Source organism: Pseudomonas sp. TE12508, assembly GCF_056279485.1.
Genome location: NZ_JBWCCN010000001.1, coordinates 456,654 through 480,132 on the forward strand (window position 1 = coordinate 456,654; position 23,479 = coordinate 480,132).

Below are 23,479 nucleotides of genomic sequence, written 5' to 3' on the forward strand. Positions count from 1 at the left end.
TCTCCTTTGTTCTTTGAGCGCCACGGTGGTGGTGAACGGGCAATTCTCGTTCACTTGGATGGTCAGGACCCTGAGGCGCGCGAAGATCCGCAGGAGTTTCAGGAGTTGGCAATTTCGGCTGGCGCCGAGACCGTCGCGTTTTTTAACGTGCCGCGTCATCGGCCAACCGCCAAAACCCTGATCAGCAGCGGCAAGGTCGAAGAGTTACGCGATCTGGTCAGCGCCGAACAGGTCGATCTGGTGATTTTCAATCACATCCTCACGCCCAGTCAGGAACGTAACCTCGAACGTATTTTCGAGTGCCGCGTGATTGACCGCACGGGTTTGATTCTCGATATCTTCGCCCAACGCGCCCGCACCCATGAAGGCAAGCTCCAGGTTGAACTGGCTCAGCTTGAACACATGAGTACGCGGCTGGTTCGTGGCTGGACTCACCTTGAGCGGCAGAAGGGCGGTATCGGTCTGCGCGGCCCGGGTGAAACCCAGCTGGAAACCGACCGGCGCCTGTTGCGGGTTCGCCTGCGGCAGATCAAGGGGCGCCTGGAAAAGGTCCGCAGCCAGCGCGAGCAATCTCGTCGCGGGCGCAAACGTGCTGACATTCCGACGGTTTCACTGGTGGGTTACACCAACGCCGGCAAATCGACGCTGTTCAACTCGGTCACCGATTCCGATGTCTTCGCCGCCGACCAGTTATTCGCTACCCTCGACCCGACCTTGCGCCGACTCGAACTCGACGACCTCGGGCCGATCGTGCTGGCCGACACCGTAGGCTTCATTCGCCACCTGCCGCACAAACTGGTCGAGGCATTTCGGGCTACGCTCGAAGAGTCGAGCAACTCCGACCTGCTGCTGCATGTGATCGATGCTCATGAGCCTGAGCGTATGGCCCAGATTGAACAGGTCATGGTGGTGCTCGGGGAGATCGGGGCACAAGACTTGCCGATCCTTGAGGTATACAACAAACTCGATTTGCTCGAGGGTGTTGAGCCGCAGATCCAGCGCGATGCCGATGGCAAACCGCAGCGGGTCTGGTTATCGGCCAAGGATGGTACCGGTCTTGACCTGCTCAAGCAGGCCGTGGCCGAACTGTTAGGCAGTGATTTGTTTGTTGGCACCTTGCGCTTGCCGCAACGTTTTGCTCGACTGCGTGCGCAGTTTTTCGAACTGGGTGCGGTGCAAAAAGAAGAACACGACGAAGAAGGCATCAGCTTGCTGGCCGTTCGCTTGCCACGGATCGAACTGAATCGACTCGTGAGCCGCGAAGGTCTGCAACCGATGGAATTCATCGAGCAACACACTTTGCAATAAAAGCCTGAGAAAGCGGTTGTGCCGCAGTGACAGGCATTCTGTAGCATTGGTCGGCGCGCCGTGGGTGCGTCTTTGCTTTATCAGATGGAGAGCGCTATGGCTTGGAATGAGCCGGGTGGCAACTCGAATAATCAGGATCCTTGGGGTGGCAAGCGCCGCAATAACGGCGACCGCAAGGGACCACCGGATCTCGACGAGGCCTTCCGAAAGCTGCAGGAAAGCCTGAACGGGTTGTTCGGTGGTGGTAAAAAACGCGGTGACGAGGGCGGTCGCCCGGGCAAGAGTGGCGGCTTCGGCGGCCTGCTCGGCATCGGCCTGGTCGTGCTGGCGGCTGTGTGGCTGTACAGCGCTGTCTACGTGGTCGACGAGCAGGAGCAAGCCGTAGTGCTGCGCTTCGGCAAATATTATGAAACCGTCGGCCCGGGCCTGAACATCTATTTCCCGCCGATCGATCGCAAGTACATGGAAAACGTCACGCGTGAGCGTGCCTATACCAAGCAGGGTCAAATGCTGACTGAAGACGAAAACATCGTCGAAGTGCCGCTGACCGTGCAGTACAAGATCAGCAACCTGCAAGACTTCGTACTGAACGTCGATCAGCCGGAAATCAGCCTGCAACATGCAACCGACAGTGCCTTGCGTCACGTGGTGGGTTCTACCGCCATGGATCAGGTGCTGACCGAAGGTCGTGAGTTGATGGCCAGCGAAATCAAGGAGCGTCTGCAACGCTTCCTCGATACCTACCGCACCGGTATCACCGTCACCCAGGTCAACGTACAGAGCGCAGCTGCACCGCGTGAAGTCCAGGAAGCCTTCGATGACGTGATCCGCGCCCGTGAAGACGAGCAGCGTTCGCGAAACCAGGCTGAAACCTACGCCAACGGTGTCGTGCCGGAAGCCCGTGGTCAGGCCCAGCGCATCCTCGAGGATGCCAACGGTTACCGCGACGAGACCGTCTCTCGCGCCAAGGGTGAGGCCGATCGCTTCACCAAGCTGGTGGCCGAGTATCGCAAGGCCCCTGAAGTCACCCGCCAGCGTCTGTATCTGGACACCATGCAGGAAATCTTCAGCAACACCAGCAAGGTTCTCGTGACCGGCAACAAGGATGGCCAGAACAATCTGCTCTACTTGCCGCTGGACAAGATGATCGACAGTGGTCGCAGCCCCGGCGCTCCGGTGACCGGTGCGGCAGCCAGCAGCAATGAAGTGAATGCGCGTGCGGCAGCTGATCTGCAGCAACAGCAAGCACGTACCAGGGAGAGTCGCTGATGAGCAATAAATCGCTGATCGCCCTTATTATCGGCGTCGTCGTGGCGATCGTTGCCTGGAACTGCTTCTACATCGTGGCTCAGACCGAGCGCGCGGTGATGCTGCAGTTCGGTCGCGTGGTCCAGGCCGATGTTCAGCCGGGCCTGCATGTGAAAGTGCCTTACGTGAACAAGGTGCGCAAATTCGACGCACGCCTGATGACACTGGATGCACCGACACAACGCTTCCTGACGCTGGAAAAGAAAGCCGTAATGGTCGATGCCTACGCCAAGTGGCGCGTGAAAGATGCCGAGCGCTTCTACACCGCGACTTCCGGCCTCAAGCAGATTGCCGACGAGCGTCTTTCCCGTCGTCTGGAATCGGGCCTGCGTGACCAGTTCGGTAAGCGCACCCTGCACGAAGTAGTGTCCGGTGAGCGTGATGCGCTGATGGCTGACATCACCAACTCGCTGAACAAGATGGCGGAAAAAGAGCTGGGCATCGAAGTTGTCGATGTCCGGGTCAAAACCATCGACCTGCCGAAGGAAGTGAACCGCAGCGTGTTCGAACGTATGAGCACCGAGCGTGAGCGTGAAGCTCGCGAGCACCGCGCCAAGGGTAACGAGCTGGCCGAAGGCATTCGTGCCGACGCCGACCGTCAACGCCGCGTGCTGCTGGCTGAAGCCTATCGTGAATCTGAAGAGGTTCGCGGTGACGGTGACGCCCAGGCTGCTGCTATCTACTCCAAGGCATACGGTCAGGATCAGGAGTTCTACGCGTTCTACCGTAGCCTGCGTGCCTACCGTGAAAGCTTCGCGAACAAATCCGACGTCATGGTCCTGGACCCGGGCAGCGACTTCTTCCGTTACCTGGAAAAAGCCAAGCCTTGATACGGCGTTGACCTGAATCATCCCCCGCCTGGCGGCTAAAACCTCGGGCGGGGTGATCCTTTGGGAAAACGTGTGTATGATGCGGCAGCCGGGAAATTCCCGGCTTTTTTGCGTCTGCACGTTTGATTGCTGTTTTTATGCAGGCACTCGAGTTGAATGACTCGACAGGTTTTTCGAGGAAAGTGGTTGGCGAAGCCGGTTTCAGGCTTTTCGCCCCGTTGTCCATGCGCGCGGTTTGTGTGCATGGGCCGATCATTTTCTGCTTCACTCAAGGCTCGCCCAAAGGCTTGTCGCCCGGATCATAGGGGAATGGCGTAATGGCAACGGTAGACCGCTGGCTGCTGCCAGATGGCATCGAAGAAGTACTGCCACCAGAAGCTGCGCGCATCGAAATAGCGCGTCGCCAGGTGTTGGATCTGTTCCAGAGCTGGGGTTACGAGTTTGTCGTGACTCCCCATATCGAGTACCTGGAATCCCTGCTGACTGGTGCGGGCTCAGACCTCGATCTGCGTACCTTCAAGGTCATCGACCCGCAGTCGGGCCGGCAGATGGGGTTCCGTGCCGACATCACGCCGCAAGTGGCGCGCATCGATGCGCATACCCTGCGTCGCGAAGGGCCGAGCCGTCTGTGTTATGCCGGCAGCGTGCTGCATGCTCAACCGCGTGCCTTGTCGTCCTCGCGCAGCCCGATTCAACTGGGCGCCGAGTTGTACGGCGATGCCAGCCCGAGCAGCGACGTGGAAGTCATCAGCCTGATGCTGGCCATGCTGCAACTGGCCGATGTGCCGGATGTGCACATGGACCTCGGCCATGTCGGCATCTATCGTGGCCTGGCCCGCGCCGCCGGTTTGTCCGGCGAAGTCGAGCAACAGTTGTTCGATGCGTTGCAACGTAAAGCCATCGACGAGGTCATTACCTTGACCGAAGGCCTGCCTGCCGATCTGTCGGGCATGCTGCGAGCGCTGGTCGACCTGTGTGGCGGTCGTGAGGTGCTCAGCGCAGCGCGTGAGCGTCTGGCCAATGCGCCGGCACCCGTGCTGGCGGCCCTGGACGATTTGCTGGCAATTGCCGAGCGTCTGTCCACGCGTTTCCCGGAATTACCGCTGTATTTCGACCTGGGCGAGTTGCGCGGCTACCACTACCACACCGGTGTAGTGTTCGCCGTGTTCGTACCGGGGGTTGGCCAGTCCATTGCTCAGGGCGGTCGTTACGACGACATCGGTGCCGACTTCGGTCGTGCCCGTCCGGCAACTGGTTTCTCTACCGATTTGAAAACCCTGGTGACCCTGGGGCGTGCTGAAATCGAGCTACCGTCTGGCGGTATCTGGATGCCTGACAGTACGGATGCAGCACTCTGGCAGCAGGTTTGCCAGTTGCGCAGTGAGGGTCAGCGTGTCGTTCAGGCATTGCCTGGGCAGCTTTTGGCCGCCGCCCGTGAAGCGGACTGCGACCGGCAATTGATTCAGCAGAACGGGCTTTGGCAAGTATTGCCGCTGGCTTCTTGAGTTTTCCTGCCGGCCGCCGCCGGCACCAAGTTTGCGCGAATGAGGACAAGTGTTATGGGTAAGAATGTCGTAGTCCTGGGCACCCAATGGGGTGATGAGGGCAAAGGCAAGATCGTTGATCTGCTGACCGAACATGCTGCCGCCGTAGTGCGCTACCAAGGTGGCCACAACGCTGGTCACACCCTGGTGATCGACGGCGAAAAAACCGTCTTGCACCTGATCCCGTCGGGCGTGCTGCGCGAAGGCGTGCAGTGCCTGATCGGTAACGGCGTGGTGGTTGCACCCGACGCCCTGCTGCGGGAAATCATCAAGCTGGAAGAGAAAGGCGTACCGGTACGCGAGCGCCTGCGTATCAGCCCGTCCTGCCCGCTGATCCTGTCCTACCACGTAGCGTTGGACCAGGCCCGTGAAAAGGCCCGTGGCGAGCTGAAAATCGGTACTACCGGTCGCGGCATCGGCCCGGCTTACGAAGACAAGGTTGCCCGTCGCGGTCTGCGCATCGGTGACCTGTTCCACCGCGAGCGTTTCGCCGCCAAGCTGGGCGAGTTGCTGGATTACCACAACTTCGTACTGGTCAATTACTACAAAGAACCGGCAATCGACTTCCAGAAAACACTCGACGAGTGCATGGAATACGCCGAGCTGCTCAAGCCGATGATGGTCGACGTCACCGCTGAACTGCACGAGCTGCGTCGCGCTGGCAAAGACATCATGTTCGAAGGCGCCCAAGGCTCCCTGCTGGACATCGACCACGGTACTTATCCGTACGTCACCAGCTCCAACACCACCGCGGGCGGCATCGCCACCGGTTCGGGTTTTGGCCCGATGTACCTGGATTACATCCTCGGCATCACCAAGGCTTACACCACTCGTGTGGGTTCGGGTCCGTTCCCGACTGAACTGTTTGACGACGTCGGTGCTTTCCTGGCCAAGCGTGGCCATGAGTTCGGCGCTACTACCGGCCGTGCCCGTCGTTGCGGCTGGTTCGACGCCGTCATCCTGCGTCGCGCCATCGACGTCAACAGCATTTCGGGCCTGTGCCTGACCAAGCTGGACGTGCTGGACGGTCTGGAAACCATCAATATCTGCGTGGGCTACAAGAACCAGGACGGTGCAGTGATCGATGCACCGACTGACGCCGATAGCTACATTGGCCTGGAGCCGGTGTACGAGCAAATGCCAGGCTGGACCGAATCCACCGTCGGTGCCAAAACCCTGGAAGAGCTGCCTCAGGCTGCACGCAACTACATCAAACGCGTCGAAGAGTTGGTCGGTGCGCCGATCGACATTATTTCGACGGGCCCGGACCGCAACGAAACCATCGTTCTGCGTCACCCGTTCGCTTAATAAGTCGTTGATGTAAAACACAAAGGCCCCTTAATTGGGGCCTTTGTCGTTTATGCCCGTCGAACGGCATGACCTTTGCTGCGAACATCTAAAAAGCATCGTTTCTGACGTGCTATCAATTTGATGGCGTCAAAGCAGAGGGATTTTCAGTGTCGGCCGTTCTCTCACTGTTACAAAGCCGTCTCTTGCGGCCCGTGTTCGTTACCCTTGGTATCGCCCTTTTGGTGCAGGTGCTGGTGGCTGTCGCTCTGACCCGGAGCACAGTGACTGCGCTGGAAGCTGATTTGGGTGTGCGACTGGACGCCGACAGCCAAAAGCTCTCTGGTGAACTTGAGCAGGCAGGGCGTGAAGTCACGTCGAGCCTGGATAGCCTGTCCACCAGTACCCGTCAGCGCCTGACGGCCGGGCTGTCTTCGCGTCTGAAGGACGAGCAGGCGCAACTGCGTGCGACGCTGGAGAAGGACCTGAAGGATTCGGCCAACGACATGGCGCAGCTTCTGGCCTCGGTCGCACCCCGCGCCATGTGGGACAGCGACATCCCCACCCTTTCCGAATTCGCTCGCCGTGCCCAGCGCAATCCCAATGTGTTGTTCGTGGTCTACGACGACGCCACGGGCCAGCACCTAACGCGCTACCTCAACCGGGAGAACCCGATCAACAAGGCGCTTCTGGAAAAAGGCCAGGGCGAGCGGGCGCTGGACAAGGTACTGGATGCGGCGAAGAGCGATCCGTCGGTCTACTACCTTGAAGCCTCGATCAATCCCAATGGGGTGGAGATCGGCAAGGTGTTGATGGGCGTCTCGACCGCCTCCGTGGAAACCGATGTGGCGGCGCTGGACAAGCGATTCTCGGCGCTGATCGCCAGCAGTGATCAACTGGTGGGTGACAGCCTCAAAGGCGCGGCGGCTGACAGCGCAGCGGCGATGCGCGGGCGTCTGCAATCGGCGCAGTCTACCGCCACTGAAATGAAAGCCAATACCACCACTGCCGTGCAGGAAGCTGCGGGGACTTTACGCTGGCGCATCGGCATGGGCCTGGCGCTGGTAGGTTTTGGTGTGCTGCTGTTACTGGCGGTGGTGCTGGGTCGTCGAGTGGTCAATCGCTTGAAGCTGCTGATCGCTGCCATGGATGACCTGGCGGCGGGTGAGGGCGATCTGACCAAGCGTGTGCAGATCAACAGCCAGGATGAGATTGGCGACATGGCCTCGGCGGTCAATCGCTTTGTGGATAAGTTGCAGCCGATCGTGCGGGAGGCAGGCGATGTGGCCCAGCGGACCGGCGTGGAAATCGGCGCCATGACCCTGCGCAATGCCGGCGCCGATGCCGCGGCGGGCATGCAGCGCGATGAAGTGGCCGAAAGCTTGCGCGCGTTGTCGCAAATGGCTGATGAAGCCCAGTCTGAAAGTCACGCCATGCAGGCCGCTTTGCAGCAGGTGGTGGGCATTCGTCAGGCCACGGATGAAAACACTCGGACCTCGGCGAAAGTTGGCAGTCTCATTGAGGCATTGGCCGGACAAGTCGACACCGGTGCGAAAGTCATCGAGCGCCTGGCGCAGCAGAGTGAGCAGATTGAAGTGGTGCTGACGGTGATTCACGGGATCGCCGAACAAACCAACTTGCTGGCGTTGAACGCGGCCATTGAGGCGGCGCGTGCCGGCGAGACCGGTCGCGGGTTTGCCGTGGTGGCGGATGAGGTGCGGGCACTGGCGAGCAAGACTCAGAGCTCAACCGGCGACATTCAGGCCCACATCGTTGCGTTGCAGCAAGGCGCGCGAGAGGCTGTTGCGGCAATCGGACAGGCCGGGCGTCAGGCCAGCGAAGGTTTGCTGGTGTTGCGCGACAGTGCGCGGTTGCAGCAGTCGGTGCAGGTGTCGGTCGAGCAGGTGCATGCGGCGATCGGTCTGGCGACACAGGCTGCGGCGCATCAGGCGCAAGGTGCGCAGGCCGTGCGTGGGCGGGTTGAGACCATTCATGCTCAGGCTGAGAAGGCTGCTCAGGCGGTGGTGGAAACCACGGCCAGTGGCAAGGTGCTGGATGGTTTGGCGGCGCAATTGAAGGCGAGCCTGGGGCAGTTCAGGGCTTAAGTTTTGTATTGTTTGTGCGGACGCCATCGCGGGCAAGCCTGCTCCCACAGGTACTTCTGTGAACTCACAATTTTGTGCGTAACAGAAGACACTGTGGGAGCTGGCTTGCCCGCGATAGCGATCTCAGCGGCTCAAATACATTCGGGTCGTTAACAGGTAGACCGGCAATCCCGATACTAATATCAACAGCGCCGCATAAGGCGCCGCCGCTGCAAACTCCACATTCGCGGTATGCGCCCAGACTTCCGTCGCCAACGTATTCAGCCCGGTCGGACTCAGCAACAGCGTCGCCGTCAGCTCCTTCATCGCATCCAGAAACACTAATGCAAACGCGGCCCCCAAGGCAGGGAAGATGATCGGCAGCGTTACTCGACAAAACGCGCTGAAGGACGACGCTCCCAGCGTGCGTGCGGCCTCTTCCAGTTGCGGTGCTGCCTTGTTCAGCGCCGTACGAATCGGTGCCTGCGCCAGCGGCAGAAACAACAGCGCATAAGCAATCAGCAGCAGCGCGGAGGTCTGGTACAGCACCGGCACATAATGCAGGGCGAAATACACCAGAGTCAGCGCAATCACCAATCCCGGTAGCGCATGCAGCAGATACGGCAGGCGCTCGGCCCAGATTGCCAGTCGGCCTTTATGGCGCACCACCAACAATCCCACCGGTACCGCCAGCACCAGGCACAGCGCCGCACCACCGAGAGACAGCGCCAGAGACGACAACAACGCCTCGCTGATCGCGGCGACCGGGAACGCCGCCGACGAACCCACCATCAGCCAGTACGCCAGCATCCCCAGCGGAATGCCGCTGCCGATGATCGCCAGCAGCAGGCAGTAAAGCTGTCCGACAGTCGTCCATGGCCCCAGGCGAACCTGTTCCGCATGCCGCGCCGCGCCTTGACCGGTACGCACATGTCGGCCCTTGCCGCGCACGCGTAGCTCCAGCCATAGCAGCACCAGGCACAGCATCAGCAGTACCGCCGAGAGCATCGCTGCGTTAGCGTTGCTGAATTCCAGCTCGAACTGTTGGTAGATCGCTGTCGTGAAAGTCTGCAGCCCGATGATCGACAGCGCGCCGAACTCCACCAGCATGTGCAGCGCAATCAGCAGCGAACCGGCCAGCAGTGACGGCCAGAGCAAAGGCAGGGTGATTTTAAAGAACACGCCCCAGCGATTCTGCCCCAGGGTTCGTGCGGACTCCTCCAGGGACGGATCGAGATTGCGCAGGGTTGCCGCCACTGGCAGAAAAATCAGCGGGTATTTGGACAGGGTCATCACCAGAATCGCGCCGCCTAGCCCTTCGAAGTGAGCGCTCAGGGAGACCCAGGTGAAGCTGCTGACAAATGCCGGCACCGCGAACGGCAGGCACAGGATCACGCCCCATAGCCGTCGACCTGGCAGAGTGCTGCGTTCCAGCAACCAGGCGAGCGACAGGCCAATCACGCCGCAGGCCAGCGTGACGCCCACCATCAGCGCCAGCGTATTACGCAGCAGGCCAAGCACGTAAGGGCGCCACAACAGATGCAGCGCCTCGGCCCAGCCTGCTTGCCAGGTTTTGAGGCCGACATAAGCCAGTGGCAACAGGCTGAGCACCACCAGCAGCAAAACCGGCAGCAACAACCAGATCGACGGCCGCTTGCGCCGTGGCACGTAGCCCCCACGCAAGGCGGGGGCAGATAACGATGCGCTCATCAGTTCAGGCCAACGTCACGTTCCAGGTCCAGGGCTTCTTCGGCGTTGCCGAGATCGGCGGGCGTGACGTTCGGTGCTTGCAGTTCGCTGAACGGCTTGAGGCCGCGATCCGATTCCATGCCTTTGTGCAGCGGGTATTCGGCGGTGGTCTGGGTGATCACGCGCTGACCTTCTTCGCTGGCCATGTAGGCGAGGAATTGCTGGGCTTCTTTTGGATGTTTGCTGGATTTCAGTACAGCGGCGCTGGAAACAGTGATCAACCCACCGACGTCGCCGCCGGTAAAGTAATGCAGTTTCGAATCGAGCTGGCCTTTTTCACGCTGCAAGGCGAACCAGTAGTAATTGTTCACCAGTACGGTGGCGACTTCGCCGTTTTCCACAGCCTTCAGCGCGACCATGTTGTTGCTGTAGGTCTTGCCGAATGCACGCAGGCCGGTGAGCCATTCTTCGGCGGCGTCCATGCCGTGGACTTTAATGATCGCCACGGCCTGTTCCTGGAATGCGCCGCTGGTGGGCACGAAGCCGACTTTGCCTTGCCATTTCGGATCGGAGAACTCCATTACCGACTTGGGCAGGTCTTTTTCATCGATCAACTTGGGATTGAACGCAACCACGCGGACTCGCGCAGTGATACCGATCCAGGTGCCGTTGCCGGCGACGTAGTCCTTTGGCAGAACGGCGAGGGTGGCGGCGTCGGTTTTCGCCAGCAGGCCTTGTTCGCCGAGTTTGTTAAGTGGTGGGGATTCTTCGGTGTAGAGCACGTCGGCGGGGGAGCGATCACCTTCTTCGACGATCTGGCTGGCGAGCTGGTTGCTGCTGCCCTTGCGCACATTGACGTGAATCCCGGTCTTGGCTTCGAAGGCTTTGGCGACGGCATCGCCGACTTCCTTGTGTTGGCCGTTATAGAGTGTCAGGGAAACCGGATCGGCGGCTTGGGTGAGGGGAGTGGCGAGTGTCAGGCCGAGCAGGGTGATGGTCAGGCCGCGGCGCAGGGTATTTCGAAACATCATTCGCAGGGTTCCTCGCTGTCGCATTGCAAAAACTTGTAACAATGATAAACGATATTGTTTCTCATGTGCGTCTTGCGGGTCTGAGGAGTGTTTGCTAGAAGGGCGGGGGCGAGTTTTTGTGGCGAGGGAGCTTGCTCCCGCTCGGCTGCGAAGCAGTCGTAAACCCTGAGAGTGCGGTGTAACTGTTGGAATGATGAGGAGCGCTTCGCACTCCAGCGGGAGCAAGCTCCCTCGCCACAGGGAAGTATTGGCTTGGGGTTTTCGAAAGCCAGAAACGCAAAAACCCGCTTTCGCGGGTTTCTGTGAAATTCAAGATCGTGACCTTGAATTTGAATTGGTGCCCAGAAGAAGACTCGAACTTCCACGACCTTGCGGTCACCAGCACCTGAAGCTGGCGTGTCTACCAATTTCACCATCTGGGCATAATCTTCAGCGTTGCCGCTGTTGATGTGGCGCACTATACGGAGAGCATTTTGATCTGTAAACCCCTGATTTAATTTTAATAAACCGGAAGCCTTAAATGCAAAAACCCGCTTTCGCGGGTTTTTGTGTGAGCCTTGAAATTGTTCTAATCTCAAGCTCGAAATTGGTGCCCAGAAGAAGACTCGAACTTCCACGACCTTGCGGTCACCAGCACCTGAAGCTGGCGTGTCTACCAATTTCACCATCTGGGCAGTATCGGCAGCGCGTGTGCGTCGTCGATGGCGCGCACTATACGGAGCGTCTTTTTAACTGTAAACCCCCGGCATCGAAAAAACCTGGAAAATTTCTCCAGTGGTATTCAAATCAGCTTTGCGATGTCGATAAAGGGCTTTAGATGGGCTGTCATAGCCTGAAATTTCCCGTTTCATTACGCCTATGCCAAACTAACCCGCATATAGACAAGGTGAAAACTCTCTAATGGCCGATTGGCAGTCCCTCGATCCCGAGGCCGCTCGTGAAGCGGAAAAATATGAAAACCCTATTCCTAGCCGCGAACTGATCCTTCAGCATCTTGCTGATCGAGGTTCGCCTGCTAACCGCGAGCAGCTGGTCGAAGAGTTTGGTCTGACCACAGAAGACCAGATCGAAGCCCTGCGTCGCCGCCTGCGCGCCATGGAGCGCGACGCTCAACTCATCTATACCCGTCGCGGCACTTATGCGCCGGTGGACAAGCTCGACCTGATCCTGGGCCGCATCAGCGGTCACCGTGACGGCTTCGGCTTTCTGGTCCCGGACGACGGCAGTGACGACCTGTTCATGAGCCCGGCGCAAATGCGTCTGGTGTTCGATGGCGACCGTGCCTTGGCGCGTGTTTCCGGCCTCGACCGTCGCGGTCGCCGTGAAGGCATGATCGTCGAAGTGGTGTCCCGTGCCCACGAGACCATTGTCGGTCGTTACTTCGAAGAGGGCGGTATCGGTTTCGTCGTCGCGGACAATCCGAAGATCCAGCAAGAAGTGCTGGTGACGCCGGGCCGCAACGCCAATGCCCAGATCGGCCAGTTCGTCGAAGTGAAAATCACCCACTGGCCGACGCCACGCTTCCAGCCGCAAGGCGACGTGGTCGAAGTCGTGGGTAACTACATGGCGCCGGGCATGGAAATCGATGTCGCCCTGCGCACCTACGATATTCCTCACGTCTGGCCTGAAGCGGTGCTCAAGGAAGCCGCCAAGCTCAAGCCTGAAGTCGAAGAGAAAGACAAAGAGAAGCGCATCGACCTGCGTCACCTGCCGTTCGTGACCATCGACGGCGAAGATGCGCGCGACTTCGATGACGCGGTCTACTGCGAAGCCAAACCGGGCAAGCTGCGCCTGTTCTCCGGTGGCTGGAAGTTGTACGTGGCGATTGCCGACGTTTCCAGCTACGTGAAAATCGGTTCGGCGCTGGATAACGAATCCCAGGTTCGTGGCAACTCGGTGTACTTTCCCGAGCGCGTCGTGCCAATGCTGCCTGAGCAGCTGTCCAACGGCCTGTGCTCGCTGAACCCGCACGTCGATCGCCTGGCCATGGTCTGCGAGATGACCATCTCCAAATCCGGCGAAATGACCGACTACTGCTTCTACGAAGCGGTGATTCACTCCCACGCCCGCCTGACCTATAACAAGGTCAGTGCCATGCTGGAGACACCGAAAGCTACCGAAGCGCGTCAGCTCCGTGGTGAGTACACCGACGTCCTGCCGCACCTCAAGCAGCTGTATGCGCTGTACAAGGTTCTGCTGGCGGCCCGTCACGTGCGTGGCGCGATTGATTTCGAAACGCAGGAAACCCGGATCATCTTCGGCTCTGAGCGCAAGATCGCCGAAATCCGTCCGACCGTTCGCAATGACGCCCACAAGCTGATCGAGGAATGCATGCTGGCGGCCAACGTGGCCACTGCCGAATTCCTGAAGAAGCACGAAATCCCTGCGCTGTATCGCGTTCACGACGGCCCGCCACCGGAGCGTCTGGAAAAACTGCGCGCCTTCCTTGGCGAGCTCGGCCTGTCCCTGCACAAAGGCAAGGATGGTCCGTCGCCGAAGGATTACCAGGCTTTGCTGGCAGGCATCAAGGACCGTCCGGATTTCCACCTGATCCAGACCGTCATGCTGCGTTCGTTGAGCCAAGCGGTGTACAGCGCCGATAACCAGGGCCACTTCGGCCTGAATTACGAAGCCTATACCCACTTCACTTCGCCGATTCGCCGCTACCCGGACTTGCTCACGCACCGGGCGATCCGCAGCGTTATTCATTCGAAAATGGACACCCCGCACGTTCGCCGTGCCGGCGCGATGACCATTCCGAAAGCACGCATCTACCCGTACGACGAAGCGATCCTGGAGCAGCTCGGCGAGCAATGCTCGATGAGCGAACGCCGGGCCGACGAAGCGACCCGCGATGTCGTGAACTGGCTCAAGTGCGAGTTCATGAAAGATCGTGTGGGCGAGTCGTTCCCGGGGGTGATCACTGCCGTGACCGGTTTCGGTCTGTTCGTCGAACTGACCGATATTTACGTCGAGGGCCTGGTGCACGTCACCGCGCTGCCGGGCGATTACTACCACTTCGATCCTGTACACCACCGCCTCGCCGGTGAGCGTACCGGTCGCAGCTTCCGCCTTGGCGACACCGTTGAAGTTCGCGTCATGCGCGTCGACCTCGACGAGCGCAAGATCGACTTCGAGATGGCTGAAAAAACCATCAGCGCGCCAATCGGCCGCAAGAAGCGTGGCACTGAAACCGCTGCTCCGGCTGCCCCTTCTACAAAAACAGCCGCAGAACCGGCACCGGCGAAAACCGGCCGTCGTCCTGCCAAGGAAAAGGCTGTCGAAGCCTATCGCCCGAGCGATGCCGCGGCAAAAAATGCCGAGTTGCGCAAAAGTCGTGAATTGAAACAGGCGTTGCTGTCTGAAGCGAAAAGCGGCGGTAAAGCGGCGTCTGGGGGAAAGACCGGGCGGTCGGCGCCTGACAAGGCCTCCGGCGGCAAGCCAGCGAAACCGAGCAAACACCGTAAAGGCCCGCCAAAAGCGGGTTCCGCTCCAGCCGCCAGAAGCGGCGGGGCGCGCAAACCTAAGGCCAAGTCATGAGTCAGTTGGAAAAGATCTATGGCGTGCACGCTGTAGAAGCGTTGCTGCGTCACCACCCAAAACGCGTCAAGCAGATCTGGCTGGCCGAAGGCCGCAGTGATCCGCGGGTGCAGACGCTGATCGAACTCGCTGCCGAAAATCGCGTATCGGTCGGTCAGGCTGAGCGTCGTGAGCTGGATGCGTGGGTAGATGGCGTGCATCAGGGCGTGGTCGCGGACGTGAGTCCGAGTCAGGTCTGGGGCGAAGCGATGCTTGACGAATTGCTCGATCGTACCGAAGGCGCGCCGCTGTTGCTGGTGCTCGACGGCGTGACCGATCCGCACAACCTCGGTGCTTGCCTGCGTTCTGCCGATGCGGCGGGCGCGCTGGCGGTGATCGTGCCGAAGGACAAGTCAGCCACGCTGACCCCAACGGTGCGTAAAGTGGCTTGCGGCGCGGCAGAAGTGATTCCGTTGGTGGCGGTGACCAACCTGGCGCGCACCCTGGAAAAACTCAAGCAGCGTGGCTTGTGGGTCGTCGGTACGGCGGGCGAGGCTGAGCAGGATCTGTATCAGCAAGACCTGACCGGCCCGACCATCCTGATCATGGGCGCGGAAGGCAGCGGAATGCGCCGCCTGACTCGCGATCTTTGCGATTACCTGGTGCGTCTGCCAATGGCGGGCAGTGTCAGCAGTCTCAACGTGTCCGTGGCGACTGGCGTGTGCCTGTTCGAGGCCCTGCGCCAGCGTGGCGCCAAGGCCAAGGTTGCTGCCAAGAAGTCCTGATTCAGCGGTAAACCTCTCCTGTGGGAGCTAGCCTGCTAGCGATGGCGGAGTAGCATTCAGCATCAATGTTGAATGTTATTTCCTCATCGCTAGCAGGCTAGCTCCCACAGTGGTTTGTGTTTTGGGCAAATAATCGTGGTTGTTCAAATAATCACCAATTGCCTTGCGCCTCTCTTGTCCCTTCTCTACAATTGCGCCCCTTGCTGTGACGGCAGGCACGCATGTGTCTATCGCAAGCAAGTCCATAAGTGTCATTCACTCCTTGTCTGACCGCTTTTGAGCGGCAGGCTACAACCCGTAAGGAGCATTCATGCGTCATTACGAAATCATCTTTTTGGTCCACCCGGATCAAAGCGAGCAAGTCGGCGGCATGGTTGAGCGTTACACCAAGCTGATCGAAGAAGACGGCGGCAAAATCCACCGTCTGGAAGATTGGGGCCGTCGTCAACTGGCCTACGCAATCAACAATGTTCACAAGGCTCACTACGTGATGCTGAACGTTGAGTGCACTGGCAAGGCCCTGGCCGAGCTGGAAGACAACTTCCGCTACAACGATGCAGTGATCCGTAACCTGGTCATCCGTCGCGAAGAAGCCGTTACCGGCCAATCCGAGATGCTCAAGGCTGAAGAAAACCGCAGTGAGCGCCGTGAGCGTCGCGACCGTCCTGAGCACTCCGACGCCGAAGGCGTTGATGGTGATGACAGCGACGCCAGCGATAACGCTGACGAGTAATCCACGGACCTTTTGAGGAGCCTATTACATGGCACGTTTCTTCCGTCGTCGTAAATTCTGCCGCTTCACCGCTGAAGACGTGAAAGAGATCGATTACAAAGATCTCAACACTCTGAAAGCTTACGTATCCGAGACCGGCAAAATCGTTCCAAGCCGCATCACCGGTACCAAAGCTCGTTATCAGCGTCAGCTGGCCACCGCTATCAAGCGCGCCCGCTTCCTGGCCCTGCTGGCCTACACCGACAGCCACGGCCGCTGAGACCGGGCAGTCGACACGTAGCAAAGGATTGAATGCATGCGCGCCTTAGCTGAGTTCATCATGCGCGGCCGTATGCAGGCCACTCTGGTAGTGGCCGGATGCGCAACGTTGCCGTTGTTGTATTGGTTGGGTGCTGCCGCCGGATGCCTTGTGCTCCTGCGGCGCGGATTGAAGGACGCCTTGGGCGTTCTTGCTCTGGGACTGCTGCCGGCGTTGATCTGGTGGCTTTACTCCGACGACCCACGGGCACTTCTGGTGCTGCTGGGGTCTTCGAGCCTTGCGTTGGTTTTGCGCGCAAGCGAGTCCTGGAACCGCGTGCTGCTGGTCAGCATAGCGATGGGGTTGGTGTTTTCAGTGGTGCTGGGGGCGGCTTTTGCGCCCCAGATCGAGATGCTGGCGCAGGCTTTGATAAAAGTCATGCCGTCGCTACTCGGTGATGTCTATCAGCAATTGTCGGTAGACGAGCAAGCGCGTTTCGCGTCCCTGATTGCACCGGTCCTGACCGGCCTGATTGCGGCCTTGTTGCAAATCGTCAGTGTGCTGAGCCTGATTGTCGGGCGCTACTGGCAGGCGTTGTTGTACAACCCGGGTGGTTTTGGTCGCGAGTTTCGCGCCATCCGAATCCCGCTTTTGCCGGCGATGTTGCTGCTGGTGTTGATGCTTCTGGGGCCTAACTTAGGCTCGCAGATGGCCATGTTGACACCGTTGTGCAGCGTACCGCTGGTGTTCGCCGGGCTGGCCCTGATTCACGGGCTGGTGGCGCAAAAGCGACTGGCCAAATTCTGGCTGGTGGGGTTGTACGTCACGCTGTTGCTGTTCATGCAACTGATCTATCCGTTGCTGGTGGTCTTGGCCATCGTCGACAGCCTGATTGATTTTCGCGGTCGTTCGGCACCGAAAGATGCCGATAACGCGAACGGTGAAGGTTAAAAGTTAAGAGGATTTTCACATGCAACTGATCCTTCTGGAAAAAGTCACCAACCTGGGCAACCTGGGTGACAAAGTGAACGTTAAGGCTGGTTACGGTCGTAACTACCTGCTGCCTTACGGCAAAGCTACCGCTGCGACCGCTGCCAACCTGGCTGCGTTCGAAGAGCGTCGCGCTGAGCTGGAAAAAGCCGCAGCAGACCGTAAAACTTCGGCTGAAAGCCGTGCCGCCCAACTGGCTGAGCTGGAAGTGACTATCACTGCCACCGCTGGTGACGAAGGCAAGCTGTTCGGTTCGATCGGCACCCACGACATCGCTGATGCACTGACCGCCTCTGGCGTTGAAGTTGCAAAAAGCGAAGTTCGTCTGCCGAACGGCACCATCCGCAACGTAGGCGAATTCGACGTAGCCGTGCACCTGCACGCCGAAGTTGAAGCCACCGTACGCGTTGTCGTGGTAGCAGCTTAAGCAGCACTTGTCGGCTGGCACCCTCGGGTGCTTGCCGGTAACATCGGGCACGATCCTGTTTACAGGTCGTGCCCTTTGTCTTTCTGCGGTTCCTGATTTTCTACAAACTAATTCCAAGTGGCCATGAACGATATTTCCGCTCCCGAGCAATACGATCTGCAAACCGCTGCCCTGAAGGTGCCGCCGCATTCCATCGAGGCCGAACAGGCTGTGCTCGGTGGTTTGATGCTGGACAACAACGCCTGGGAACGCGTGTTGGATCAAGTCTCCGACGGCGATTTCTATCGGCATGACCACCGTTTGATCTTCCGCGCGATCGCCAAGCTCGCCGACCAGAACTCCCCCATCGACGTCGTGACCCTCGCCGAGCAATTGGACAAGGAAGGTCAGACCTCGCAAGTCGGTGGTCTCGGCTACCTGGGTGAGTTGGCGAAAAACACGCCGTCCGTCGCCAACATCAAGGCCTATGCCCAGATCGTTCGTGCGCGGGCGACCTTACGGCAACTGATCGGCATCGCAACCGAAATTGCCGACAGCGCTTTCAACCCGGAAGGCCGAACGGCTGAAGAGATTCTCGACGAAGCTGAGCGGCAGATCTTCCAGATCGCCGAGGCCCGGCCAAAAACCGGCGGCCCGGTGAGCGTGAATGATCTGCTGACCAAGGCTATCGACCGCATCGATACCTTGTTCAATACCGACAACGCCATCACTGGCCTGTCCACCGGATACACCGACCTCGACGAGAAGACCAGCGGCTTGCAGCCTTCCGACCTGATCATCGTCGCCGGCCGTCCGTCCATGGGTAAAACCACCTTTGCGATGAACCTGGTGGAAAACGCCGTGTTGCGCAGCGACAAGTGCGTACTGGTTTACTCGCTGGAGATGCCAGGCGAATCGCTGATCATGCGTATGCTTTCGTCCCTTGGGCGTATCGACCAGACCAAGGTCCGGGCCGGTCGCCTGGACGACGACGATTGGCCGCGCCTGACCTCGGCGGTCAACTTGCTGAACGATCGCAAGCTGTTCATCGACGACACGGCTGGTATCAGCCCCTCGGAGATGCGCGCGCGGACTCGGCGTCTGGTGCGTGAGCACGGCGACATCGCCCTGATCATGATCGACTACCTGCAGTTGATGCAGATTCCAGGTTCCGGCGGCGACAACCGGACCAACGAGATTTCCGAGATCTCCCGTTCCTTGAAAGCCCTCGCCAAGGAATTCAACTGCCCGGTGGTGGCGCTGTCCCAGCTCAACCGCTCCCTGGAGCAACGACCGAACAAACGCCCGATCAACTCCGACCTCCGGGAATCCGGAGCGATCGAGCAGGATGCTGACGTGATCATGTTCGTGTACCGGGATGAGGTGTACCACCCGGAAACCGAGCATAAAGGCATCGCCGAGATCATCATCGGCAAACAGCGGAACGGCCCGATCGGCACGTCACGACTGGCGTTCATCGGTAAGTACACCCGCTTCGAAAACCTGGCGCCGGGCAGCTACAATTTCGACGACGAATAAGTTGTGTTGCGCCTGAGAGGGCCCCATCGCGGGCAAGCCCGCTCCCACAGGGATCACACCGAACCTGTGGGAGCGGGCTTGCCCGCGATGGGGTCGCCGCAATTTCCGACCATAGCCGTCGGAATTGATCAAATTTTGTGCTATATTCCGCGCCCGCGAAATTCAATGAAAGCCAACACCGGTTATCGACATGCAAGCAGCCAAGCCGTTATTTGACTATCCCAAGTACTGGGCCGAATGTTTCGGGCCAGCGCCATTCCTGCCGATGAGCAGGGAGGAGATGGATCAGCTTGGCTGGGATTCCTGCGACATCATCATCGTCACCGGTGATGCCTACGTCGACCACCCGTCGTTCGGCATGGCAATCATCGGCCGGCTGCTGGAGGCCCAGGGCTTCCGCGTCGGGATCATTGCGCAGCCGAACTGGCAGTCCAAAGACGACTTCATGAAGCTCGGCGAGCCAAACCTGTTCTTCGGCGTCGCGGCCGGCAACATGGACTCGATGATCAACCGCTACACCGCCGACAAGAAAATCCGTTCCGACGACGCCTACACCCCCGGTGGCCTGGCGGGCAAACGTCCGGACCGCGCGAGCCTGGTTTACAGCCAGCGCTGCAAGGAAGCCTACAGGCACGTGCCGATCGTGCTCGGTGGCATCGAAGCCTCCCTGCGCCGCATCGCCCACTACGATTACTGGCAGGACCGGGTGCGCAACTCGATCCTGATCGACGCTTGCGCCGACATCCTGCTCTACGGCAACGCCGAGCGTGCGATTGTCGAAGTCGCCCAGCGTCTGTCGTTCGGTCACAAGATCGAAGACATCACCGATGTGCGCGGCACCGCGTTCATTCGTCGTGACACGCCAAAAGACTGGTTCGAGATCGACTCCACGCGCATTGACCGTCCGGGCAAGGTCGACAAGATCATCAACCCGTACGTGAACACCCAAGACACCCAGGCTTGTGCCATCGAGCAGGAAAAGGGGCCGGTTGAAGACCCGAACGAAGCGAAGGTCGTGCAATTGCTGCCGAACCCGCGCCTTACCCGCGAGAAAACGGTCATCCGTTTGCCGTCGATGGAAAAAGTCCGTGGCGACTCGGTGCTCTACGCCCACGCCAACCGCGTGCTTCACTTGGAAACCAACCCGGGCAACGCCCGTGCACTGGTGCAGAAGCATGGCGAAGTGGACGTCTGGTTCAACCCGCCTCCGATTCCGATGACCACCGAAGAAATGGACTACGTGTTCGGCATGCCTTACGCACGGGTTCCGCACCCGGCGTATGGCAAGGAAAAGATTCCTGCCTACGACATGATCCGCTTCTCGGTGAACATCATGCGCGGCTGCTTCGGTGGCTGTACGTTCTGCTCGATCACCGAGCACGAAGGCCGGATCATCCAGAACCGTTCCGAAGAATCGATCATTCGCGAAATCGAAGAGATCCGCGACAAGGTGCCAGGCTTCACCGGGGTGATTTCCGACCTCGGCGGCCCGACCGCGAACATGTACCGCATCGCCTGCAAGAGCCCGGTCATCGAATCCGCGTGCCGCAAGCCGTCCTGCGTGTTCCCGGGCATCTGTGAAAACCTCAACACCGATCACTCGTCGCTGATCCAGCTCTATCGCAGCGCCCGTGCCTTGCCGGGTGTGAAGAAGATCCTGATCGCATCCGGCCTGCGTTACGACCTCGCGGTCGAGTCGCCGGAATACGTCAAGGAACTGGTAACTCACCACGTCGGTGGTTACCTGAAGATCGCCCCGGAACACACCGAGGAAGGTCCGCTCAACCAGATGATGAAACCGGGCATCGGCAGCTATGACAAGTTCAAGCGCATGTTCGAGAAGTACACCAAGGAAGCCGGGAAAGAGCAGTACCTGATTCCGTACTTCATCGCCGCTCACCCGGGCACCACCGACGAAGACATGATGAACCTGGCCCTGTGGCTCAAGGGCAACGGTTTCCGTGCTGATCAGGTGCAGGCGTTCTACCCGTCGCCGATGGCTACCGCTACCGCGATGTACCATTCGGGCAAGAACCCGTTGCGCAAGGTCACTTACAAGAGTGACGGCGTGACCATCGTCAAGAGCGAAGAACAGCGTCGCCTGCACAAGGCGTTCTTGCGTTATCACGACCCGAAAGGCTGGCCGATGCTGCGCGAAGCGTTGACCCGCATGGGCCGCGCCGACCTGATCGGGCCGGGCAAGAACCAGTTGATCCCGCTGCATCAGCCGGCGACCGACAGCTACCAGAGCGCCCGTCGCAAGAACTCGACACCGGCCGGCAGCCATAAAGTGGCAGGGGAAAAGACCACCAAGATCCTGACCCAGCACACCGGCCTGCCACCGCGTGCCAGTGATGGCGGTAACCCGTGGGACAAGCGTGAACAGGCCAAGGCTGCGGCATTCGCCCGCAACCAGCAGGCGGCCAAGGAGCGCAAGGACGCGGCCAAAGGCAAGGGGCCTAAACCGGCCCGCAAGCCAGTCGTGCCGCGTTAATCTGCGTGCCAAATCGCAAAACGCCAGCCTCAGTGCTGGCGTTTTGTTTTCTAGCGAGTGTGCGGCCTGTTTGCTAAGGTGACGCGCACTTCAATGGCTGCCCGGGAAACTGATTTCCCTATACGACGCCAAACCCTGTGGGAGCCGGGCTTGCTCGCGATGATGGCGGCACAGGCAATAAAGATCTCTCCCCCCCCGATCTTCAAGGACGATTCACATGAGCAACCCCTTACCGGGCATCGGCATGGATTACAGCCCCTCCCGGTTCATGGCCCGCCAACGCATCGAAAGCCTGATCAACTTGCCACGCCTGTTCGCCGCCATCGACGCCGACCCCGGAATCGTCGGCGCGGGCGTGGTGTACGTCGACGCCGAGTTCAACGTAGTGACCCTGCGCGAGTTCAAGCCGATTTGCAGCATCAAGCCCAAGCGAATCATTTTGCGCGAGGCGCAGAAGTACATTGCGCCGGCTCAATTCGCTGATCAGGTGCAGAACAATCCGCGGGAATCGCGATTGGTAGCAGAGGCAGTGAATACCACACTGTCGTGCGCCGGGGCGGTGATCAGTTGGGCTGTCATTGCCAGCGGAACGATCCTGGTTCCGTTCAGCGCGGGTGCGAGTTCGGTCGTTGTAGCTATTGCTTATACCGCCGCCGGTGCAAGCAGTCTTCAGTGCCTCAATGGCATCGCACGAACCACCCTTGAAGTGGCCAAACCTGAAGTGAACGATTGGCTGGACAGCGAGGCGTGGTACCAGAATGCATCTATCGGGTTGGATGCCGCTTCACTGGTGGGTGTTGGGGCATCTGCTCTGACCACCATCAAACTGGTCAGGGTCACCAAAGCTACTACTGGGAAAAGCCTGCGCGATGTACTTCGTGGGCTGAACAGGCAGGAACGGGCGAAGCTGACCAAGGAACTTCTGAGCATCAATGATCCAAGGTTGACATCGAAAATGTTGAAATTGAAGCAATTGGCGGGAGAACTGCCTAAGCGCTTCACGCCAACTCAACTCAAGCATGGCACGGTTACCCAGATCAAAGATTCGTTAGGGGCTGCGATCGGCCTTACTGGAAGTGCGTTGTCAGGCAATGTCAAAACTGTTGCGATCGGCCTGTATGAGGAGATCGACGAGTGAGCGAACAACTAACACTCAAGGCATTTTTCAGACGTTACTTTCTGGCATTTCTTGGCGGGATTTTTGCCGCCTACTTTTCACTCGCCTTTGCAGTTGCACTGTCGTTCGTCACCTATTTCCAGAATGCGCCGCTTGCTGACAGCGGGTTGCACATTTTTCTGGCAGGCGCAGCACTGACGCTTCTGGTTGTTCATAGCAATTTCATGATTGTGCGTGGAAGGCCGTGGTGGGTGTGGGTGGTGGTCGGGGTTTTGGTGGCATGCCTGCTGTTCGTATTGCCGATGATCTATTACGCCCCCCCCAGAGCCATTTATGTGTTGGCCTTGCTGTCCCCTTTACTGGGGCTGCTTTTTCTCAATAGCAACGGACAACGAGAAATGCGAAGCAAGCTGGTGGATATTCGCCATGAGCGAGAGCGCATGAAACAGAGCTTCAAGGCATCGCGCCGCCGTTAAGTCGACTCGCCCATCGATCCGCCACATTTATGTGCGCCCCTGTGCACACGAAAGCGAGCAATGCGCGCTTTTAGTGCTCTACTGCCTTGAGTAACCGAAGA

18 protein-coding genes and 2 tRNA genes are annotated in these 23,479 nt (G+C 59.2%); 16 read left to right on the forward strand and 4 right to left on the reverse strand.

What is annotated here, in order from left to right; translation table 11 throughout:
- The first annotated feature begins 6 nt into the window (after positions 1 to 6).
- The 6 genes from hflX (at position 7) to ACZ9IM_RS01970 (ending at position 8,382) form a co-directional block, all read left to right on the forward strand.
- Positions 7 to 1,308 carry a ribosome rescue GTPase HflX gene (hflX, locus tag ACZ9IM_RS01945; RefSeq protein ID WP_008009827.1) on the forward strand — a complete coding sequence of 434 codons (1,302 nt, stop codon included), beginning with the start codon at positions 7 to 9 and terminating at the stop codon, positions 1,306 to 1,308.
- Between the two features lie 96 nt (positions 1,309 to 1,404).
- The gene (gene hflK, locus ACZ9IM_RS01950) at positions 1,405 to 2,577 is read left to right on the forward strand and encodes an FtsH protease activity modulator HflK (RefSeq protein WP_007902662.1); all 1,173 of its coding nucleotides are present in this window, start codon (positions 1,405 to 1,407) and stop codon (positions 2,575 to 2,577) included.
- Positions 2,577 to 3,446 (forward strand): protease modulator HflC, encoded by an 870-nt coding sequence (hflC, locus tag ACZ9IM_RS01955; protein ID WP_038978712.1) that lies wholly within the window; start codon positions 2,577 to 2,579, stop codon positions 3,444 to 3,446. The genes hflK and hflC overlap by 1 nt, the downstream gene beginning before the upstream one ends.
- Positions 3,447 to 3,763: 317 nt before the next feature.
- Positions 3,764 to 4,951, forward strand: coding sequence for an ATP phosphoribosyltransferase regulatory subunit (locus tag ACZ9IM_RS01960; protein WP_008068877.1), 1,188 nt, complete (start codon positions 3,764 to 3,766; stop codon positions 4,949 to 4,951).
- Positions 4,952 to 5,005: 54 nt separating this feature from the next.
- Positions 5,006 to 6,298 carry an adenylosuccinate synthase gene (locus tag ACZ9IM_RS01965; RefSeq protein WP_008068879.1) on the forward strand — a complete coding sequence of 431 codons (1,293 nt, stop codon included), beginning with the start codon at positions 5,006 to 5,008 and terminating at the stop codon, positions 6,296 to 6,298.
- 149 nt (positions 6,299 to 6,447) lie between these two features.
- Positions 6,448 to 8,382: a methyl-accepting chemotaxis protein gene (locus ACZ9IM_RS01970; protein ID WP_476223257.1), complete on the forward strand. Its 1,935-nt coding sequence runs from the start codon at positions 6,448 to 6,450 to the stop codon at positions 8,380 to 8,382.
- Positions 8,383 to 8,505: 123 nt separating this feature from the next.
- Here the strand turns inward: ACZ9IM_RS01970 and ACZ9IM_RS01975 are convergent, their stop codons facing one another.
- The 4 genes from ACZ9IM_RS01975 to ACZ9IM_RS01990 form a co-directional block, all read right to left on the reverse strand.
- Complete coding sequence (locus ACZ9IM_RS01975; RefSeq protein ID WP_427625128.1) at positions 8,506 to 10,071, reverse strand: ABC transporter permease; 1,566 nt, start codon at positions 10,069 to 10,071, stop codon at positions 8,506 to 8,508.
- Positions 10,071 to 11,081, reverse strand: a complete 1,011-nt coding sequence (locus ACZ9IM_RS01980; RefSeq protein ID WP_476223258.1) for an iron ABC transporter substrate-binding protein — start codon at positions 11,079 to 11,081, stop codon at positions 10,071 to 10,073. Before ACZ9IM_RS01980 ends, ACZ9IM_RS01975 begins: the two co-directional genes overlap by 1 nt.
- Before the next feature lie 335 nt (positions 11,082 to 11,416).
- Positions 11,417 to 11,503: transfer RNA gene (locus tag ACZ9IM_RS01985), tRNA-Leu, on the reverse strand.
- Positions 11,504 to 11,668: 165 nt separating this feature from the next.
- Positions 11,669 to 11,755: transfer RNA gene (locus ACZ9IM_RS01990), tRNA-Leu, on the reverse strand.
- Between the two features lie 226 nt (positions 11,756 to 11,981).
- Here ACZ9IM_RS01990 and rnr point away from each other — a divergent pair.
- From rnr to ACZ9IM_RS02040, 10 genes are all read left to right on the forward strand, one after another.
- Positions 11,982 to 14,621: a ribonuclease R gene (gene rnr / locus ACZ9IM_RS01995; protein ID WP_427625130.1), complete on the forward strand. Its 2,640-nt coding sequence runs from the start codon at positions 11,982 to 11,984 to the stop codon at positions 14,619 to 14,621.
- Complete coding sequence (gene rlmB, locus ACZ9IM_RS02000; RefSeq protein ID WP_427625131.1) at positions 14,618 to 15,385, forward strand: 23S rRNA (guanosine(2251)-2'-O)-methyltransferase RlmB; 768 nt, start codon at positions 14,618 to 14,620, stop codon at positions 15,383 to 15,385. The genes rnr and rlmB overlap by 4 nt, the downstream gene beginning before the upstream one ends.
- A 310-nt stretch (positions 15,386 to 15,695) precedes the next feature.
- Positions 15,696 to 16,118, forward strand: coding sequence for a 30S ribosomal protein S6 (rpsF, locus tag ACZ9IM_RS02005; RefSeq protein ID WP_007902678.1), 423 nt, complete (start codon positions 15,696 to 15,698; stop codon positions 16,116 to 16,118).
- Positions 16,119 to 16,146: 28 nt separating this feature from the next.
- The gene (gene rpsR, locus ACZ9IM_RS02010) at positions 16,147 to 16,377 is read left to right on the forward strand and encodes a 30S ribosomal protein S18 (RefSeq protein WP_002551829.1); all 231 of its coding nucleotides are present in this window, start codon (positions 16,147 to 16,149) and stop codon (positions 16,375 to 16,377) included.
- Between the two features lie 36 nt (positions 16,378 to 16,413).
- Complete coding sequence (locus ACZ9IM_RS02015; protein ID WP_007902692.1) at positions 16,414 to 17,307, forward strand: YybS family protein; 894 nt, start codon at positions 16,414 to 16,416, stop codon at positions 17,305 to 17,307.
- 19 nt (positions 17,308 to 17,326) lie between these two features.
- Positions 17,327 to 17,773 (forward strand): 50S ribosomal protein L9, encoded by a 447-nt coding sequence (rplI, locus tag ACZ9IM_RS02020; protein WP_003197251.1) that lies wholly within the window; start codon positions 17,327 to 17,329, stop codon positions 17,771 to 17,773.
- Between the two features lie 123 nt (positions 17,774 to 17,896).
- Positions 17,897 to 19,291, forward strand: coding sequence for a replicative DNA helicase (gene dnaB / locus ACZ9IM_RS02025; protein WP_007902695.1), 1,395 nt, complete (start codon positions 17,897 to 17,899; stop codon positions 19,289 to 19,291).
- 190 nt (positions 19,292 to 19,481) lie between these two features.
- Positions 19,482 to 21,785 carry a YgiQ family radical SAM protein gene (locus ACZ9IM_RS02030; protein WP_476223259.1) on the forward strand — a complete coding sequence of 768 codons (2,304 nt, stop codon included), beginning with the start codon at positions 19,482 to 19,484 and terminating at the stop codon, positions 21,783 to 21,785.
- Between the two features lie 217 nt (positions 21,786 to 22,002).
- Positions 22,003 to 22,923 carry an NAD synthetase gene (locus ACZ9IM_RS02035; protein WP_476223260.1) on the forward strand — a complete coding sequence of 307 codons (921 nt, stop codon included), beginning with the start codon at positions 22,003 to 22,005 and terminating at the stop codon, positions 22,921 to 22,923.
- Positions 22,920 to 23,378, forward strand: coding sequence for a hypothetical protein (locus ACZ9IM_RS02040; protein ID WP_427625132.1), 459 nt, complete (start codon positions 22,920 to 22,922; stop codon positions 23,376 to 23,378). Before ACZ9IM_RS02035 ends, ACZ9IM_RS02040 begins: the two co-directional genes overlap by 4 nt.
- Positions 23,379 to 23,479: the final 101 nt, after the last annotated feature.